We start from the raw sequence: 17381 nt of genomic DNA, 5'->3' as shown, positions 1-17381 counted from the left end.
TCAGATGTTGAAGCGTTGAAGGTTTAAGCGTTTAAAAGAGCATTGAAACCTTTTAACGATTGAACGTTTCATCTATACAAAACAACAGGTATGTGTTTGCGGTAGTGGATAAAGTCTTTATCGGTTGTCAGTACCGGGATCTGGTGTTTGATGGCCATTGTCGCAATCAGAAAGTCGGTATGAGAGCCCTGAACCCCATGTCTACGACAGATGTTGGCTTGAGACGCAGCGCTGATATAGTCCATTTCAGAAATGGGCAGCAACTCAAAGGCACTGAGTTTGTCACACAAGCGTGTGAATTGAGCCTCATGCTTAATGCCGGTTAACACTTCCTGCAGTATCGGCCCGATCATCACGGCCCGGTGCTGCCGGATTAATCGCTGCAACAGGATGGCTTCTTCGGGAACAGTTTCAGCATGACGCCGACGCAGTGCAGCAGACCATACGCAGGTATCTACCAGCACCATTATTTTCTACGGGCCTCTTTTTTGGAGGCCTGATCGTCGTGGTAATCAATGGTGCCGAAATCATCCAGCAGTTCCAGCTGCTTGCGATGGCGAATAAATTCGGCAAGCGCTTCATTAACGGCCGCCTTTTTGGTTTTATAGCCACCCAGCTGTTGAACCTGGGCAATCAAGTCATCGTCGATAGCGAGGTTTGAAGGCATATCATCAACTCCTACACAATGCTTTACACAAAAACAGTCTAGCCTGTCTGCTTATTCATTACCAATGGCTGTAACGTTTCAACGCTTTAACGTTAACACTTAAGACTTTCCAGAAACTGCTGCGGAGTCATCACCGGCAGGTTTTGAGTTTTATAGTCTTTTATGTTGCGGGTAATGAGCAGGTTGGCACCACCACTTTGTGCGGTGAAGTATTGAATACCGTCTTCAAAGTCAGTGAACGTGGAGTGCAGAGCGGTTTCCAGACTGGCTTCTGAAGTGGTCATTACCCTGAGCAGACTTTTGAGTGTTTGCAGTGCTTCCCGTGCCGCCTTCTGACCTTTGATTTTTCGGAGAATATAAAAGACATTGGCAAACACCAGCACCGATGTTGCACCATAATATTCACCGGCCTGGATTCGGGAAAAAATAGCGGCACTTTGTTGAAACCAGGGCTCCCGCCTGGCCAGTAAGTCCAGTACGATATCGGCATCCAGAAACAGGGTGGAGGTCATTGGTATTTGTCCTGCAGAAAATCGCTATAGTCTTTGGCGTCTTCCAGCTCTTTTTCACTGATAATCCCTGCCAGCTCAGCGACTGCACCTGTTAGTTGTGGTGACTGTGAATTTTCTGTCCGGGGTAAGCTTTTCAAATAGTTTTCCACCAGTTTTGATAAGCTTTGCTGCTGCTTCGCGGCGTAGGCTTTGGCTTGCCGCACCACTTCAGGATCAACCGTCAGGGTTAATTTGTTCATTTTGTTCTGCCTCCTTACTACAATACGTATCATTTTTTCAAATTAGTACGTATTGGAGCCGTTGACAAGGTGAAAATCACTACGTGATTTTGTTTAAACGCTTAATGTTGCAACGCTTAAACGTTGTAACGCTTTAACTTTCTTAACAGAGATTTTATGTTAAAAAAATGTCTTTTCCCCGCCGCCGGCTACGGCACCCGTTTTCTCCCCGCCACCAAAAGCATGCCCAAAGAGATGATGCCAGTGGTTTCAAAACCACTGATCGAATACGGGGTTGAGGAGGCTCTGGAAGCCGGGCTGGCGGATATCTGTATGGTCACAGGTCGGGGCAAACGAGCCCTGGAAGATCATTTCGATGCCAACTTTGAGCTGGAACACCAGATTGCCGGCACCGATAAGGAATCCCTGCTGACCAATATTCGCCAGCTGATTGATCAGTGCTCTTTCTCTTATACTCGGCAACGGGAGATGAAAGGATTAGGCCATGCCATTCTCAGTGGTGAATCCCTTATTGGTGAACAGCCCTTTGGTGTGGTGCTGGCGGATGATCTGTGCATTAATCCGGATGGCCCCGGTGTGCTGTCGCAAATGGCCCTGCTCTACAAACAGTTCCGCTGCTCCATTGTGGCGGTGATGGAAGTGCCGGAAAACGAGGTGCATAAGTACGGCGTGATTGCCGGGCAGGCCATCTCTGATGACCTGATCCGGGTTGAAACGATGGTGGAGAAGCCGGCTAAAGAGGATGCGCCCAGCAACCTGGCGATTATCGGCCGCTACATTCTGACCCCGGATATTTTTGACCTGATTCGGGATACGCAACCTGGTAAAGGCGGCGAGATCCAGATTACCGATGCCCTGATGATGCAGGCTCAGCGCGGTTGTGTGCTGGCTTATAAATTCAAGGGCAAACGGTTTGACTGTGGCAGTATTGAAGGCTTTATCGAAGCGACCAACTATTGCTACGACAAACTGTATTAAAATCGCAGGGCGATTTTGTTGGAGGTTGCAGCGTTTAAACGCTTATACGCTGTAACCTTCAACATTCCCCAAGGAAGCAACAATGAGATTAGGCATCGCGGCCATTTTCAAAAATGAGCACCCCTACATTATTGAGTGGCTGGCCTTTCATCGACTTATGGGCTTTGACCGTTTTTTTATTGCGGACAACGACAGTGATGATGGCTCATCGGAACTGCTGACCGAGCTACACGATGCCGGTCTGATTACCTGTGTGCGGTTCCCGACGCCGGGAGGTGGTGCACCCCAGGTGCCGGCCTATAACGCCTTGCTGGCACAATTTGGCCATGAGGTGGACTGGCTGGCGTTTATTGATGCCGATGAGTTTATTGTGCCTGAGCCGGGTTGGTCAGTGCGGGATATTTTGGCACCGTTGAGCGATGACGCTCGGGTTGGTGCCATCGGTATGAATTGGGCGCTGTTTGGTTCCTCTGGGCATCAGCAGGCTGAACCGGCCCTGGTGGCTGAGCGGTTTACCATGAGGGCGTTTCAGAACCAGGGGGTGAACCGTCATATCAAGACGATGATAAAGCCTGCCTGTTGCCGCTTGATGGAGAACCCCCACAAAGCTCAGCTGAGTGCCGGGCATTATGTTTACCCCGATGGGGCTGTGATGGCTTTTGACCCGAAGCATCCGGACGGGATGAGTGAACGGGTCTGCTGGAGTGGGTTGCGGGTCAATCATTATGTGATCAAATCCTATGAAGAGTTCAAAACCCGCAAACAGCCCCGTGGGCGGGCAACGACCAATAGCCAGCGGCTGGACCGGTTTTTTACCCAGCATGACCTGAACGATGAAACCTGTACCTGGCTTGAGCCCTGGCTCCCCTCTTTGAACCGGGAGGTGGACGGCATTCTGGACCGGTTGGCGACCTGTCAGGCCAGCCCTGGATGGTTGCCCCGGCTGAAGCGTCGGGGGCAACGGGTATGGTGTCGGTTTCACCCGTCACCGGCATTTCAGCTGCAACCGGTCAATCACCTGTTGCGGGCGGCAGGGCATTATCAGTGGCGTGCGGTGGGGGATGACCCCTGCTTTCGACTGAAACCCCTGGGTGGGTTTCGTTCGGGCTGGTTTATGCTGTCGGTCCAGGTTCGCAGTTTGGTGACGCGTATGGAAGCGAAGCTCTATGTGGATTATGGCAACGGGTTTGTTGAGGAGGAGGCTATTATCCTTCCGTTACTTTCCGGCAAGCTGGCTAAACGGGTGGTTTATTTTCCGAAGAAGCCCCTTCGACTGCGTTTTGACCCGGTTGAGCAACCCTGCTTTATCTCGGTCAACCATATGTCCATGAGTCGGCTGACGGCAGGGTTTGCCCGTAAGCTGATGAGGAAAAAGTTATCAGCCCGTGGGATGGCAGTCAGCGAGCCGGCTTCTGATGCACAGTGGCTGCAGGTGTATGACCAGTGTTTTCAGCCCTGCCAGCGGGGCATTGCCTATGACCAGTGGCTCAAGACCCACGAGTTACCCCCATTATCACCCGCCGGGGTTGAGGGTGCTCTGGCAGCGCTGACTTTTCAGCCCGTTATTTCTCTGGTAATGGCCACTTACAATACCAGTGAAGCGTTCCTGAAGTCGGCCATTGAGTCGGTTCTGCGCCAGTCTTACCCCCACTGGGAGCTGTGCATTGCCGATGATGCTTCCACGGTTGGGCATGTCCGGCCTCTGCTGGAGCAGTACCGTGATGGTGATCACCGGATCAAGGTCTGTTTTCGTCAAACGAATGGTCATATTTCGGCCGCCAGTAACAGTGCCCTTGAGCTGGCCAGTGGGGCTTATGTGGGGTTGCTGGATCATGATGACTGTCTGGCACCGGATGCCTTGTTATCGGTGGTGCAAACGTTGAACCGGCAGCGGGATGCCCGGGTTCTCTACAGTGATGAAGATAAAATGGACGAGTCGGGTCACCGCTTTGAACCCCATTTTAAATCCGACTGGAACCGGGACCTGTTCTATTCCCACAATTATATCTCTCACTTTTCGGTGTTGGAGACGGCCCTGGTGCGCTCTGTTGGCGGTTTCAGGGAGGGTGTGGAAGGTAGCCAGGATTATGATCTGTTGCTGCGGTGCATTGCCCGGGTGAAGGATCATGAAATTGTCCATATCCCCGCCATTTTGTACCACTGGCGGGCCATCAGCGGCTCAACAGCATTGGCTTCCGGGGAAAAATCTTACACGACGGAAGCCGGTTTCAGGGCGTTGCAGCAGTATTTCCGGGAGGCGTCTTTACCGGTACAGGTCAGTAAGCGCAAGCTGGCCAATACCTACCGGGTGCAGTGGCCTTTGCCGCAACCGGCACCGCTGGTCAGCCTGCTGATTCCAACCCGTGACGGGTTTGAAGTGCTCAAGCAGTGCATTGACAGTATTCTCAAGAAAACGACGTATGCCTATTATGAAATTCTGATTCTCAATAACCAGAGCCAGTGCCCGGAAACCCTGAAATATCTGGATAGCCTTAAGCGTTATGAGACTGTTCGGGTCGTTGATTATGACCACCCGTTTAACTATTCCGCCATTAATAATTACGGCGTCAGTCAGGCCAGGGGCAGCATTATCGGGCTGATCAATAATGACATAGAAGTGATCTCCCCCGGCTGGCTGGAGGAGATGGTTCGACAGGTTTCCAGGGAGGATATTGGCTGTGTAGGGGCCAAGCTGTATTACCCGGATGGCCGCATTCAGCATGCGGGTGTGATTCTGGGTATTGGTGGTGTGGCTGGGCATGGTCACAAATATTTTTCCGGTGATCATCCTGGTTATTTCTCACGGCTGAAGCTGGTACAGAATTGTTCCGCCGTAACGGCCGCTGCATTGCTGGTGAGGAAATCGGTCTATGAAGCGGTTGGAGGTTTGAACGAGCGGGATCTGCAGGTGGCGTTTAATGATGTGGATTTTTGCCTGAAGGTCCGGAAAGCCGGGTATCGTAACCTCTGGACACCCTATGCCGAGCTTTACCACTATGAATCAATCTCTCGGGGGCATGAAGACACACCGGAAAAGCAGCTGCGTTTTCAGCGAGAGGTGGATTATATGAAAGCGACCTGGGGGAAGGCGTTGTTGACTGACCCATTTTATAACCCGAATCTGACGCTGGTGCATGAAGATTTTGGTTATCGGGTTTGAGTTCAGGTGAAGATAGCGGTGATGTTTGATTTTTTTCGTAATCCCCGCCGGTTATTTACCCCAGGGGCTGATTATAACCGTGGGGAACCCGGTCACACGGTGGTGGTTGGTGCTGTTCATTCGCCCACCATGGCATTCTATTTTCGCAGTCGACAGGCCGGTTTTGACCATTACCTGGAAGTTGACTCCTCCCTGGCAGACGCAAAGGCTTCAGAACCGTTGCTAAAGGCATTGACCCCGGGTTGCCGGGTGATTCTGGTGCGCGATGTTCCACTATCGGTTTTGCGGGTACTGGCCAATGAATCGAGACTGTTTTCCAGCGTTGTCTGGTTTATGGATGATGATTTTCCCGGCGCGCACAGTGACCACTCGTTACCGAAAGCGTATCGGAAGCGACTGGCCACCTGGTATCGCAGAGCCTCCCCGTTGTTGGCTCAGCTCTGTGACTCGGTCTGGGTGTCGACTTCGCATCTGGCCAAAAAGTATAACCTGCCGGAGTCTGCGGTGCTGCCTCCGGTTGAACCAGTCGGTACGGTTTCGCAACCGCTGATGCGATGCTTTTATCACGGCAGCAGTTCCCATACACAGGAATGGGCGTTTGTACGGGAGGTGGTAAAGCTTGTGCAGGCGCGCAACCCCAATACGTGGTTCGAACTGATGGGGGATCATGCGCTGTATCGTCAGTTTCGGGGGATTCCCAGAATTTCCATATTGCACCCCATGCCCTGGCCGGACTACCTGGCCATGACCTCGTCCAGAACCATGGATATCGGTCTGTCCCCCTTAATGGATACGCCATTTAATCTCGCTCGCTCCCATACCAAGTTTCTGGATATTACCCGACAGAACGCCGTGGGGATTTATTCGGAACGATTCTCCCATGCACAGGAGATTCTGCACGGTGGGGCCGGGCTTGTACTGCCGGATGATCCTGTGGTGTGGGCGGAGGGGGTTGAATCTCTGCTGACCGTGCAGCGATCAGACATGATCCGAAATGCGGTACAACTACAGTCGTTGGCGTTTGGGGAGAAACATATACGATGTCGTTCAATATAACTGGATTGAAAGGGTCCAAAAAATGGTTGAGTTTTTGAACCCTTTCAATTTTTAAAACGTGGACAGAGATTAAATATCCAGATGAATACCGGCGGTGAAGCCTTTTATGGTGTCTGAATGACCGCCAGCGTTGTCGGTTTCAACCTCGTAATGGCGATAACCCGCCTGAAGATAAATGGCGGGCAGCAATTGAAGGCGGGCACCGGCACTGATATCGGTCACGGTGGCGTCGGAGTTTTTGGCGTAGTTCAGTTTGCTGTAGTAGGAAACCTGGCTGCCCGGGAGCCATTCGGCATCGGCAACAGCCATGGGCAGGGTGTCGTTGTAATGACGACTGCCGCTGATATTGTGCAGGCCTGCACCCAGATCGATGGAGACCAGATCGTTGTCAAGGATTTCATAGTAGCCATAAACATCCACGTTGTTCAGGCTGTCGGTGTCGCCTTCTATCGACGTGGCCCTCAGGGCAACGTTGGGCACCAGGGGAATCGGGTGCTCAATTTGAGCATAGATGGAGCCCGATTTGTCGTGGTCTTTGGTGTGCCAGTAGTCAAGCCCGCCTTTGGCGCCGATAATATCGGCCTGGGTGAGTGTACTGCCGAGTAACAGAAAGGATAAGCTGATCGCTTTTTTCATCGGGGTAAGCTTCGTCTTACGATGGAAAGATAGAAATAAGTATGCACTGTACCGCGCGTTCTCCGGTGTGTATTTAGGGTTTTACCGCAGCGCTGTCGCGAAGTCTGCGTCTATTTGTGTGCTGCGTTATTGTTGATTATTCAACGTTGTTTGCGGGAATCTCCGGATTTGCCCCTTGTATGAAGGTTGGTACAGTTGTCCTTTTTTAATGATGGGATTACTCCCTTGCCCCGATTTCTTTCTTGCTCAGCCGGTATTGCAGGTTCACCTGAATTAGCGTCATTGCTTCAGGGCGAGGTTTGCCTGTTAGGGCCTTGGAGCTTTTGGCCTGACAGGAACCGGGTTTTTGATGCAGTGCTGGGCTGGGGCATGAAAGCCAATACGACAAAAGCCATTGCACGCGCGGAACGACTGAAATTACCCTTCTGGCGGTTGGAAGATGGCTTTATCAGTTATCTTGGGCATCCGGCGTTGGGTGACCGTCGTTTTTCCCTGATCGTGGATAAGGTTGGCATTTATTACGATGCCAGGCAGCCTTCTGACCTGGAAAATCTACTGAATAACCCGCAATGGCTGACACCGGAGCTGGAAGCCCGCAGCGTTAATCTTATTGATACCATTTGCACCCACCATATCAGTAAATACAACCATGAGCCGGTTGGGCTGTGGCAGGAGCCTGCTGGTAGCATCGGTAAGCCCAAGGTACTGGTGGTTGACCAGACGTTTGGGGATTGCTCTGTCGCCTGTGGTATGGCAGGTCCGGAAACCTTTCCCGCCATGCTCGATGCAGCATTGCAGGAGAATCCTGCAGCAGAAGTGTGGGTAAAGGTTCATCCGGATGTGGTGTTGGGCACCAAGCAGGGGTATTTCCCGGTGGAACAGGGCCAAATAAAAGGTATTACGGATAGCCGAGTTAAGGTGTTGGCGGATAAGGTGAATGCCCAGTCGCTGTTCCCGCACTTTGATAAGGTGTATGTGGTGACCTCCCAGCTGGGGTTTGAAGCGTTACTGCACAGAAAGCCAGTGGTCTGTTTTGGTATCCCGTTTTACAGTGGCTGGGGATTGACCGATGACCGGGTTCGTTGTGAGCGTCGCGTTCAGAAGCATACACTGGCGAGCCTGTTTGCGGCGGCCTGTCTGCTGTATACCCGGTATATTGACCCTGAAACGGGTGAGCCCTGTGAGCTGGAAGGTGTGCTGGAGCTGGTTGCCCTGCAGCGCAAGTATAAGCAGCCTGAGGTGGATCGGTTGTACGCGCTTGGCTTCAGTCTCTGGAAGCGGGCGTTTGTGAAGGAGTTTGCCAACGGTCTGGCTGATGAAGTGGAGTTTGTGCCCCACCATCGGGCGATACAAAAGCGATTAGCGAAGGATACCGGAAACAGCGGCTTGCTGGTTTGGGGGCGAAAGCCTTTACCGGATGGGTTTGATACAGATTCAATGCCGGTTTGGCGGATGGAGGACGGGTTTATTCGTTCCTGTGGGTTGGGGGCGGATTTACGCCGACCGGCTTCTCTGGTGTTGGATGACAGGGGTATTTATTACGATGCGACTGAGCCGAGTCGACTTGAAAATCTGCTCAATACGTTCGAGCTTTTGCCTGAACAAGTGCAGCGAGGCGAAACGTTAATTTCGCTGCTGCTACAGCAGCGAATCAGCAAGTACAATCTGGGCACCAGTGGGAGCGCACCGTTTGCCGATGCGAAACCTGAGCAGCGTCGTATTCTGATTACCGGGCAGGTGGATTCTGACGCTTCGTTAAAATTTGGCAGCCCGGTGATTTTTCGCAATATTGACCTGCTGGTTCGGGTACGGCAATGGCTGGATGAGCAAGGTATTGATGCCTATGTGGTGTACAAGCCGCATCCGGATGTGGTTCAGGCTGGCAGGCAGGGGCATGTGCCCGAGCCCGAAGCCCTGAAGCTGGCTGACCGGGTGGTGACCGATTGCGATATTTTTGACTGCGTCAGCCAGTGCGATGAACTCCATGTGATGACATCACAAGCGGGGTTTGAGGCGCTGCTTCAGAATAAAACCGTGCATTGCTGGGGCATGCCGTTTTATGCCGGTTGGGGGCTGACTCATGATCATATGGCAGGCAGTGGAATTGACCGTCGTCGGCAGAGCCATCGCACCGTGGCCGAGTTGGTTTATCTGGCACTGTGTGAATATCCCCGTTATGTGCATTGGCAGACCCGGCGGTTTACCACACCAGAGCGGATTGTCGCTGAGCTTTCAAGACAGCGTCTGTCTGATGATGCTTATCGGCACTCTGGCTGGTTTGGACGAAAGCATCGGAAGGTGCAGTTTTTACTGGAAGCGATCAGAGCCTGAAGGAGCGATGATCCCTGACTCTTTTTCAGGTGATAACAAGAAGTACGAGTGATGCAGTCGAAACCGATTCTTTTTCTTCAGGGTCCGCTGGGGCCATTCTTTCGGGAACTGGCCCGGGAGTTTTCTGCCCATGGGTATGTCACCCATAAGATTAATTTTAATGGTGGGGATCGTTTATACGGTGGTGCGGACTGCTGCTTTGATTACACCGGTTCAGCTATTCAGTGGCCTGAATTTCTGGAAAGCTATTTGTCAGAACACCGGATTCAGGCGGTGTTTCTGATGGGGGACTGCCGCTTGTACCATCGGCTGGCCAAACCGATCTGCGAACGGCTTGGGGTTCAGTTTATGGTGTTCGAGGAAGGCTACCTGCGTCCGGACACTATTACTCTGGAACGTGGTGGGGTCAATGATTTGTCAAGCCTGGATTTTTCATTAATAGGGTTGGCATCGGCTTCCAGCCAACGGCTGAGTGCTGAGGTACCTATGCCGCCATCAATGGGTGAGCGTGTGCGGTATGCTGCGCTCTATTATTGGGCTGCCTGGTTTCAACGTAGGCGATTTGCTGGTTATCAGCATCATCGGGCTTTTTCACCCATGGTAGAAGGGGCAAAATGGATTCGTGGCTTTGGTCGTAAATACCTGAACAAGTGGTGTGACCGGCATATTGGACAGAAGTTAACCGGTGAGCTGAGTGGCCATTTTTTTCTTGTAGCATTGCAGGTTCACGATGATTCACAGATGCTTTACCACTCGGATTACCCGTCAGTAGAGGCATTTATTGAAGAGGTGGTTGCCTCTTTTGCGGACAATGCCGATCACAGGGATTTTCTGGTGTTAAAGCATCATCCGATGGATAGGGGGTATACCGATTATCGTCAAATGATTGAACAGCTGGCGCTGCAGTACGGCGTGGTTGGGCGCATTATCTATTGCCATGATATTCCACTGCCTGCCCTGTATCACCATACCCGGGGAGTGGTGACGGTCAACAGCACTGTCGGTATTTCTGCGTTGCTCCATAACCTGCCGGTGAAAGTAACAGGCCGGGCCTTTTACGATATTCGCCACCTGACGTCGCAATGTTCCCTGGATCAGTTCTGGAAGGCTCCCGAGCCGGTGCATTCGGAATTGTTCAATCGTTTGCATTCGATGATTTTTCGTGAGAGTCAGATTAATGGCAGTTTCTTTAATGAGCTGCCGCTGAGTTGTCGTAATGCGCGGCTTTTTTATGAGAAGAAGTTTGAGCCGATCTCCGTAGGAGACATTGTTAATGTGGCTGAGCCGGTGCAAGTGGTAGCTAATGAAGAAGGAGCGGTTGCTTAGCAGCTGTTTATTCATTTTTAGAATTTTAATTTCATTAAATCATTCAAAATAATCTATTCATATCGCTATAGCAATTTAAAACTCCATCAATACTGATAGATATCGCATGAGCAAGGCCGTACAGCGATTTGCTTGAAATGATCAGTAAGGAGTTGTACCAAAATGGAGAAAGGATCTCTCCGCGGCTTTGCCCTGGCGATGGCAATTACCCCCGCATTATCTTCCGCTTATGATCTCACGCCAGATGGTGCTGCCATCGGTTATGGTCACTATCTTCATAATAAAGCTGAACTCAATGATTACCGGGCCAGCCTCCGTTGGGACTGGAATAGAACCTGGTTTGAGGATTCCGACACTTGGCAGTTGACCGGCTTTTCCGATCTGGCCGTGAATTTCTGGGCCAGCCAGCTTGGACCGGAAGATGAGCCAAGCCCAGATGGGGCTGCGGATGTCCACGCTATCAGCTTTTCCCCTGTCTTTCGTCTTGAACATAATACCTCGGACTGGATGCGACTTTTTGTCGATGCCGGGGTTGGCCTCAGTTATCAATCCAAAAAAGATATTGAAAAGAAGTTGAGGTCACCTATCAATATGGGTGGGCATACTCAGTTTGAGATTCGTACGTTGCTGGGGGGGCGCTTTGGTGGGCAGATGCAGTATGAGCTTTCTGCCGGGTGGTTTCACTATTCCAATGCTCATATCCATCCACAAAATGAAGGACTGGATTTTGGAGTCGTACAGTTCGGGTATTGGTGGTGATAGCATCTGAAAGATTATTCAATTGGATCAGGTGGCTAGCCGTGGCCGTTACTTCTTGACGGAAATTTGTCTGACCCATGCCCATGGTTTTGTGTCGGTTGCACAGAACCCTTGCTCTATTTTCTTCCTCAATCGTCAGTGCTCCTTTCACGCATTCCCCCTGTTTCTGAATGGTTTTTTGCGGTGATGCGGGCAGGCCAAATGCATCCCGGTTGGCGGCTCCATTGTCTGTGAATGTTCATCATGTCTCCAGTCTGTTTAAAAAATGGTACAAAATACATCAAACAGTGTTGAAATCTTCAGGGTGAGTGAATAGGATAAATGTTCGGTAGGTAGTTTTCATAAACGAACTGCAGGACTTTCTACATGGACGTAGATGGCACACCGAACCTTCCTCCGGATCTCAACGAGATGAATCAGTCGCTGACCATCATCGTTACGGAGCTGGATAAACTGGACCGCCGTGGCGAAAAATGGCTGGTCATCGCACTGGATGTTATTCGCTGCCGATATGGGCAGGAGGAGGGCAGTCACCCATGAATCACCCGGAGATGGCCAGACGGCTGCAACAGGCCATGGAGTTGGCAGCCATTTCCAGCGTACCCAAACTGGCCCGTAAAACGGGCATTGACCGGGGGTATCTTTACCGGTTGTCCCAGGGCGAAATTCGTACCCCTCATAAGTACCTCGATACACTGGCGGAAGCCATGGGGGTTAGCCCTCACTGGCTGGGCGCCGGAATTGGTGAACCGTACGACCATGAACGCACGGTTCCCCGGCATCGCCGCTACTTCAGAACGGTAACGGTCGTACCGAATGAAGGCGACAGCTACGAGATCGAGGCGGAAGTACCGAATATTTTCAGCAGCCACCGGCATATACCGGTAGAGGAGGAGCGGTATTGCTACCTCTATGTTCCGGAGACCAATGATTATTTTCCGGCCTACACGCTGCTGACGGTAGAGCGGGAATCGCGCCCGGGCCCCGGATTTTTTGTTGCCTGGATCAACGGGGAGGGGCGAAAACGATTGGGCAGTTTTGTGGCCCATTACCAGGGAATGGATTGCGTCTACAGCAAAGATCCTGATATGGAGGTGATCGGCAGAGTGAGAAACATGGACTACTGGCAGGCAGAACCCAGTGAGGAGGCGGTCAGAACGTAAAAGGGGTGATGATGGACCATGAACAATAACAACAGGGCTGTTAACACTATGCGATTACTCGATTACGATCCGGAAAAGGATGAGGTGCTGGTCGACAAGGCTGGCCTGACTACACACCGAAAAATCCGAACCTTCATAGAAACCGGTCAGGTGGATGACTTGAACCGACAGGATCGGGCCAGGCTCCACAAGCTGTTGCAAGGCCATCCGTTTGTGTTCACCGATCATTGTACCTTCGGTGGGCACTCTTTCTCAGTCTCCTCACAACATACCCTGCTGCGGCTATTGCGCCTGGCGTATATGGTGGCGGTCTTTCTCTGCCCGCTGGCGTTTCTCGGGCAAACTGAGGTGCTGGGGGTTATCCTGACGGGAGCATCACTTTCCTTTTCGCTGTCCTTTACGTTTCTGGATTGCATTTCAGAACTCTACGGGTATCGGCGGGCCAGAAGTTTGGTGGTGGATGTTTCTGCCGTACTGGTGGTGGTCGGTCTGCTGGGGCAGTGGTGGGCTGAATGGATGGGGTTGGACCCACTGATCAGGGAACTGACTGATAACTTTATGGCCCTGGGGTGTGCCCTGTTTGTAACCGATATGGTCAATATCTTGATTTTTCAAAAGCTCCGCAGAAAAGTGCAGAACCTTGGCTTTGTGATTCGCTCGGCTTTATCGTCTGTGATTGCCATGGTGATCTTTACGCCGATCGGCGGTTTTATTCGCTTTGGTGAATTTTGGCATAATGATGCAGTGAGCGAATTGATCAAGGACACCACGTTGTCAAAGATCATCCTGTCACTCTGTTTTCTGGTTATCGGCACGGTGATTGTGCATGGAACCCGGCAGTGGCGTCGTGAATACGTGAAGTAGGGCTTCATTATAAACTGGTCGTGTAGTTAACAGGCAGAGACCCGAGCGGGAAAGTGGGGCTAAATAGTCGCGGCAAGCCTGAGTCGGGTCAGTCCATCCTCTTGCAATAGGTAATCCGGCCCTGGTGATCTGGTCACCGTCAGGGGCTACACAATGTCGGGCACACTGATCCGGTGAGACATTGGTCAATCAACCTGACCGGGGACTTCATCGAATTCGGCAGTTTCTGGCTGATAGTATTGTCGTTCGATCCATTCCAGTGCCTTCTGAAAAGCACGTTCACCGTATTTGGCACAGCTGAAACGACGGGTGTGAACGGTCTCCGATGTGTCGCCTTCCTCAAGCTGAAATCGTGCCTGCCAGCCGGTTTGCCCATCCCACAGTGTGTATTTTTCGATGTTTATCATGACTGGTGATGATTCCCTGTGTTGTGGATTGCAGGTCTGGCGTCAGCCCGTCCTCCTGAAGGTGCGCGATTATTAACCACTTGGAAGGTGTAAGTATCGATACGTATCAAAACTTATTGTTGCCACGTTTTGACAGGGGAGTCCATGGTTGAATCGTGTTGCAGGCTAATAGCTTTCCAACTCTGATATGGCCATCTGTTTCCGTTCCGGGCTGGTGTGGAGGTATTTGGCGGTGACATCCAATGACTCATGGCCCATCAGTTCCTGGATGGTGACAAGATCCACTCGAAGCTCAGCAAGACGGGTGCCGAAGGTATGTCGCAACCCATGGAAATCGATTTTGCCGGTCAGTCCTGCCGCTTCCCTGGCTTTATACCAGCGTCGGTCTATGTGCTTGTGACTGGCTCTCTGACCAGAGCTATTTGGGAAGACCAGGTCGGTGTGGCCTGTTTGGTCGAGCCAGTCTGTGAGAATGGTGGCTGATATGACGTTTAGGGGAATGTAGCGGGTTTGTAGTGATTTGGTGCGTGCTTTCTTTTTAGGATGGCTGTCGGAATGATCCCCCATACCCACCACGGTAATGACTCCGGATGCGAAATCAATGTCGTTTACCTTGAGGTTGAGCAGTTCACCTTTACGCATACCGGTGTGGATGGCCACCATGACTAATGGCCGGAGCATATCGGCAAACTTGCCTTCGTACTGGTTATCCAGTTCCCGACGGTAATCGTCGTATTGATCCAGACCGGCCATGAGTTTTTTCTCATAGTCACGGGTCAGGTATTTGATCTTTTTGCTCTTGTCCTCTTTGAGCCGTTTGACTTCGGACATCGGGGTTTTCTCCAGATAACCCGCAGCGACCGCTTTGGTCAGAATGCCCCGAAGATCGTTCATAATCCGGTTGCCACCCGATGGGGCTCCGGGGTAATTGTTGAGCCACTTGCTCATATCAAAGGCGGTAATCTGGGACATGGGCTTATCAAGCCACTTTGCGAAATGACGTTTGATATTTTTCTCGGCTTCGTCCGCCGTTATTTCGGGGGTGACGCTTCTGAAGTCGCCTTCAATAAAAGCCCGCAGGGTATTTTGTCGATTTTTTTCAATCGCCTTGCGACGCTCTCGCTTTTGTTCCTGCGGGTCGTTCCCCGTTGCCACATCCCCAGAAGCTGCTCGTGCCATCGTCCGGGCCTGTTCGACGGTGATCTCCCCATGTTTGCCAAGGGGGTGTTTTCGGTTGGTTCCGGTAACGGGGGATTTGTATTCGTAGTAGAAGTACTTGCCGGTTTTCTTTAACTGGCAGGAGAACCCACGGATCTCATTGTCCCTAAGGGCTTTCTCACCCATTTTTGATACACTGCTTTCAGTGATTTTCTTGATCATCTCCCTCAACCCCAATCATTGTTCATTGATTCGGAATAAATTCGGACTCATTCTGCCGAAACGGTATTGCAACTTTCTGGTATGATCTTACTAGTTAGCTCATAATGCCAGATATATCAAGGGGTGTAGGGTTGTTTATTATTGGTAATATAGTGCCTAGTAGCAGGGGTTCTACGATTTTCCCTCCCCATGTGAGAGTAGGTCATCGCCAGGCACCACTATTTACCTTGAGCTCGCTCAAGGCTGCAAACCCCGATAGAGCAATCTGTCGGGGTTTTTGCTATGTGTGGTGAAAAACTATAGAAAGGGAAATGAGATCACGGCAAACATTTTGAAGATGCCCATGATCAGGCTCATCAACATTGCCCAGCCAAAGTTCTTGATCTCAAATCCATCAACCAGCTTGCTGGAGAAGACCAGGATCAGAGCATTAATAACCCAGGTAAATAATCCAAGAGTAAGAATCGTGATTGGTAGCGCTAATATCATCAGAATGGGTTTAACCAGAAGGTTTAGGCAGGTCAATACCAAGGCAACAATAAAGGCTATCGAATAATTTTCAATCTCCACTCCCGGAAGAAGACGGGCAGAGATAAAAATAATAAATCCATAAATCGCCAGAATGGCTATCTGTACCAGCAGAAATAAAAGTATATCCATCAAACTACCTTCAATGTTTTACAGCAATCACTGCATTGTAGGTCACTATGGTACAGGCAAATGAGTTCTGTCGGTCCAGTGATCACATCAACAGGTAAAGCATACGGCAGTGTAAAATTATTGCTTTGCGTTTTAATCCCCTGCACACTGTGGCCAGCTCGCATCCTGTGATACGACAACTGCATAAATAATAAGAAAAAAAGGGGCTTATATGTTTGTCCTACGCCGAGTCTTACAGGCTTTTCTGGTTCTGTTCTTTTTAGTGACCGCAGGCCTTTACTTTATCTGGTATCAGCTCAATCCCTCTCCTCCTGACCAACAGGTATTTCTGAACTCAACGGTACTGACAATGGATCAGGAGAACTACACTGCAGAAGCGGTGCTGGTTGAACAGGGTATTATTATTGCCGTTGGCTCAGAAGAGGCTGTTCTAAGTCAGGCCTCACCAGAGGCAGAGTATATCGACCTGGCAGGAAAAACACTGCTACCCGGATTTATCGAAGCCCATGGTCACTTTCCTGGTAGCGGCTTAAGTGCTGTTGCAGCTGATTTGAACAGTCCCCCTATTGGCAGTACGTTGTCTATCAAGGATGCACTGAACGAATTGAAGGTAATGGGTGACGCAACCCCTGAAGGAGAGTGGATCATCGGTTTTGGCTTCGACGATACCATGATTCTGGAGAAGCGCTTCCTGAGCAAAGAAGACCTTGATCAAGTTTCAACAGAGCACCCTGTCGCAGTACTTCATATTTCCGGACATATGGTCATGATCAATACACTGGGCCTGGAAATCATGGGAATAACTCGTGACAGCAAGGACCCAACAGGTGGAGAGATTGTAAGAGACAGTAAGGGCAACGTTACTGGGTTACTGAAGGAAAAAGCGCAGGATCCTGTCGTTGCTGCAGCATTGAATCTGTCTTTGGTAAGAATCGCTGAAATGCTCCAGAAGAGCCAGCAGGAATATCTGGAAAAAGGGGTGACGACGGTTCAGAGTGGCCTTACCAATATTGATAAATGGAAGCCTTTGGCGTTCGCGGCCAGGTTTGGTTTCTTTCCCCAGCGATTAGTTATATGGCCCGATATTTCGATGGCTGATGGTATTTTGGATGGAACTGTCATCACCGATGTAATAAGTCTTCAAAACACCAGTTTAATTTGACCTCCCGATTAACCCTTTTCTGGCCGATTGTTTTCCTGTTGGTATCAAGCAGGGAGCAGCGCCATGACCAATCGAGAGGAC

The 17381-nt window shown here is 50.9% G+C and carries 18 protein-coding genes; 10 read left to right on the top strand and 8 right to left on the bottom strand.

Going from position 1 to position 17381, the window contains the following annotated elements; genetic code table 11:
* Positions 1 to 68 precede the first annotated feature (68 nt).
* The 4 genes from vapC to AK963_RS08665 form a co-directional block, all read right to left on the bottom strand.
* Positions 69 to 467 carry a type II toxin-antitoxin system VapC family toxin gene (gene vapC / locus AK963_RS08680; protein WP_202969744.1) on the bottom strand — a complete coding sequence of 133 codons (399 nt, stop codon included), beginning with the start codon at positions 465 to 467 and terminating at the stop codon, positions 69 to 71.
* On the bottom strand, positions 467 to 667 hold the full coding sequence (locus AK963_RS08675; protein WP_066015066.1) for a type II toxin-antitoxin system VapB family antitoxin: 201 nt from the start codon (positions 665 to 667) through the stop codon (positions 467 to 469). The genes vapC and AK963_RS08675 overlap by 1 nt, the downstream gene beginning before the upstream one ends.
* 92 nt (positions 668 to 759) lie before the next feature.
* A complete protein-coding gene (locus tag AK963_RS08670; protein ID WP_066015065.1) occupies positions 760 to 1179 on the bottom strand; it encodes a type II toxin-antitoxin system VapC family toxin in 420 nt (139 codons plus the stop codon).
* Positions 1176 to 1418, bottom strand: a complete 243-nt coding sequence (locus tag AK963_RS08665) for a DUF6364 family protein (RefSeq protein WP_066015064.1) — start codon at positions 1416 to 1418, stop codon at positions 1176 to 1178. Before AK963_RS08665 ends, AK963_RS08670 begins: the two co-directional genes overlap by 4 nt.
* Before the next feature lie 156 nt (positions 1419 to 1574).
* Here AK963_RS08665 and galU point away from each other — a divergent pair, with 156 nt between their 5' ends.
* The 3 genes from galU (at position 1575) to AK963_RS08650 (ending at position 6612) form a co-directional block, all read left to right on the top strand.
* Complete coding sequence (galU, locus tag AK963_RS08660; RefSeq protein ID WP_066015063.1) at positions 1575 to 2396, top strand: UTP--glucose-1-phosphate uridylyltransferase GalU; 822 nt, start codon at positions 1575 to 1577, stop codon at positions 2394 to 2396.
* An 82-nt stretch (positions 2397 to 2478) separates the two neighbouring features.
* Complete coding sequence (locus tag AK963_RS08655; protein ID WP_083232545.1) at positions 2479 to 5556, top strand: glycosyltransferase; 3078 nt, start codon at positions 2479 to 2481, stop codon at positions 5554 to 5556.
* A gap of 18 nt (positions 5557 to 5574) precedes the next feature.
* Positions 5575 to 6612, top strand: a complete 1038-nt coding sequence (locus tag AK963_RS08650; RefSeq protein WP_139117318.1) for a glycosyltransferase family protein — start codon at positions 5575 to 5577, stop codon at positions 6610 to 6612.
* A 69-nt stretch (positions 6613 to 6681) separates the two neighbouring features.
* Here the strand turns inward: AK963_RS08650 and AK963_RS08645 are convergent, their stop codons facing one another.
* Positions 6682 to 7248, bottom strand: coding sequence for a TIGR04219 family outer membrane beta-barrel protein (locus AK963_RS08645; RefSeq protein WP_066015061.1), 567 nt, complete (start codon positions 7246 to 7248; stop codon positions 6682 to 6684).
* Positions 7249 to 7602: 354 nt separating this feature from the next.
* On the opposite strand from AK963_RS08645, the gene AK963_RS08640 reads away from it, so the two are divergent.
* The 6 genes from AK963_RS08640 to AK963_RS08620 all read left to right on the top strand — a co-directional run bounded on the left by AK963_RS08640 (position 7603) and on the right by AK963_RS08620 (position 13691).
* The gene (locus tag AK963_RS08640) at positions 7603 to 9579 is read left to right on the top strand and encodes a capsular polysaccharide biosynthesis protein (protein ID WP_083232544.1); all 1977 of its coding nucleotides are present in this window, start codon (positions 7603 to 7605) and stop codon (positions 9577 to 9579) included.
* Positions 9580 to 9630: 51 nt separating this feature from the next.
* A complete protein-coding gene (locus AK963_RS08635; protein ID WP_066015060.1) occupies positions 9631 to 10905 on the top strand; it encodes a capsule biosynthesis protein in 1275 nt (424 codons plus the stop codon).
* Positions 10906 to 11067: 162 nt separating this feature from the next.
* The gene (locus tag AK963_RS08630; RefSeq protein ID WP_066015059.1) at positions 11068 to 11664 is read left to right on the top strand and encodes an acyloxyacyl hydrolase; all 597 of its coding nucleotides are present in this window, start codon (positions 11068 to 11070) and stop codon (positions 11662 to 11664) included.
* 366 nt (positions 11665 to 12030) lie between these two features.
* Positions 12031 to 12204 carry a hypothetical protein gene (locus tag AK963_RS33165; protein WP_175404475.1) on the top strand — a complete coding sequence of 58 codons (174 nt, stop codon included), beginning with the start codon at positions 12031 to 12033 and terminating at the stop codon, positions 12202 to 12204.
* Positions 12201 to 12827, top strand: a complete 627-nt coding sequence (locus AK963_RS08625) for a helix-turn-helix domain-containing protein (RefSeq protein WP_066015058.1) — start codon at positions 12201 to 12203, stop codon at positions 12825 to 12827. The genes AK963_RS33165 and AK963_RS08625 overlap by 4 nt, the downstream gene beginning before the upstream one ends.
* 18 nt (positions 12828 to 12845) lie before the next feature.
* Complete coding sequence (locus AK963_RS08620; protein ID WP_066015057.1) at positions 12846 to 13691, top strand: VUT family protein; 846 nt, start codon at positions 12846 to 12848, stop codon at positions 13689 to 13691.
* A 185-nt stretch (positions 13692 to 13876) separates the two neighbouring features.
* On the opposite strand, the gene AK963_RS08615 is transcribed toward AK963_RS08620, so the two are convergent.
* From AK963_RS08615 to AK963_RS08605, 3 genes are all read right to left on the bottom strand, one after another.
* Complete coding sequence (locus AK963_RS08615) at positions 13877 to 14098, bottom strand: hypothetical protein (protein WP_066015056.1); 222 nt, start codon at positions 14096 to 14098, stop codon at positions 13877 to 13879.
* 165 nt (positions 14099 to 14263) lie between these two features.
* Positions 14264 to 15478, bottom strand: coding sequence for a site-specific integrase (locus AK963_RS08610; RefSeq protein ID WP_066015055.1), 1215 nt, complete (start codon positions 15476 to 15478; stop codon positions 14264 to 14266).
* A gap of 297 nt (positions 15479 to 15775) precedes the next feature.
* On the bottom strand, positions 15776 to 16138 hold the full coding sequence (locus AK963_RS08605) for a phage holin family protein (protein WP_066015054.1): 363 nt from the start codon (positions 16136 to 16138) through the stop codon (positions 15776 to 15778).
* 211 nt (positions 16139 to 16349) lie between these two features.
* On the opposite strand from AK963_RS08605, the gene AK963_RS08600 reads away from it, so the two are divergent.
* Positions 16350 to 17300 (top strand): amidohydrolase, encoded by a 951-nt coding sequence (locus AK963_RS08600; protein WP_066015053.1) that lies wholly within the window; start codon positions 16350 to 16352, stop codon positions 17298 to 17300.
* Positions 17301 to 17381 lie beyond the last annotated feature (81 nt).

It is taken from the genome of Endozoicomonas atrinae (assembly GCF_001647025.1).
GTDB classification, from domain to species: domain Bacteria; phylum Pseudomonadota; class Gammaproteobacteria; order Pseudomonadales; family Endozoicomonadaceae; genus Endozoicomonas; species Endozoicomonas atrinae.
This window is presented reverse-complemented; position numbering and strand designations above follow the sequence as displayed.

Coding starts and splice junctions, on each gene's coding strand:
- AK963_RS08600 (WP_066015053.1), top strand. CDS start 16,350: ATGTTTGTCCTACGCCGAGTCTTACAGGCTTTTCTGGTTCTGTTCTTT.
- AK963_RS08630 (WP_066015059.1), top strand. CDS start 11,068: ATGGAGAAAGGATCTCTCCGCGGCTTTGCCCTGGCGATGGCAATTACC.
- AK963_RS08665 (WP_066015064.1), bottom strand. CDS start 1,418: ATGAACAAATTAACCCTGACGGTTGATCCTGAAGTGGTGCGGCAAGCC.
- AK963_RS08605 (WP_066015054.1), bottom strand. CDS start 16,138: ATGGATATACTTTTATTTCTGCTGGTACAGATAGCCATTCTGGCGATT.
- AK963_RS08675 (WP_066015066.1), bottom strand. CDS start 667: ATGCCTTCAAACCTCGCTATCGACGATGACTTGATTGCCCAGGTTCAA.
- AK963_RS08645 (WP_066015061.1), bottom strand. CDS start 7,248: ATGAAAAAAGCGATCAGCTTATCCTTTCTGTTACTCGGCAGTACACTC.
- vapC (WP_202969744.1), bottom strand. CDS start 467: ATGGTGCTGGTAGATACCTGCGTATGGTCTGCTGCACTGCGTCGGCGT.
- AK963_RS08670 (WP_066015065.1), bottom strand. CDS start 1,179: ATGACCTCCACCCTGTTTCTGGATGCCGATATCGTACTGGACTTACTG.
- AK963_RS08655 (WP_083232545.1), top strand. CDS start 2,479: ATGAGATTAGGCATCGCGGCCATTTTCAAAAATGAGCACCCCTACATT.
- AK963_RS08620 (WP_066015057.1), top strand. CDS start 12,846: ATGAACAATAACAACAGGGCTGTTAACACTATGCGATTACTCGATTAC.
- galU (WP_066015063.1), top strand. CDS start 1,575: ATGTTAAAAAAATGTCTTTTCCCCGCCGCCGGCTACGGCACCCGTTTT.
- AK963_RS08625 (WP_066015058.1), top strand. CDS start 12,201: ATGAATCACCCGGAGATGGCCAGACGGCTGCAACAGGCCATGGAGTTG.
- AK963_RS08610 (WP_066015055.1), bottom strand. CDS start 15,478: ATGATCAAGAAAATCACTGAAAGCAGTGTATCAAAAATGGGTGAGAAA.
- AK963_RS08615 (WP_066015056.1), bottom strand. CDS start 14,098: ATGATAAACATCGAAAAATACACACTGTGGGATGGGCAAACCGGCTGG.
- AK963_RS08635 (WP_066015060.1), top strand. CDS start 9,631: ATGCAGTCGAAACCGATTCTTTTTCTTCAGGGTCCGCTGGGGCCATTC.
- AK963_RS33165 (WP_175404475.1), top strand. CDS start 12,031: ATGGACGTAGATGGCACACCGAACCTTCCTCCGGATCTCAACGAGATG.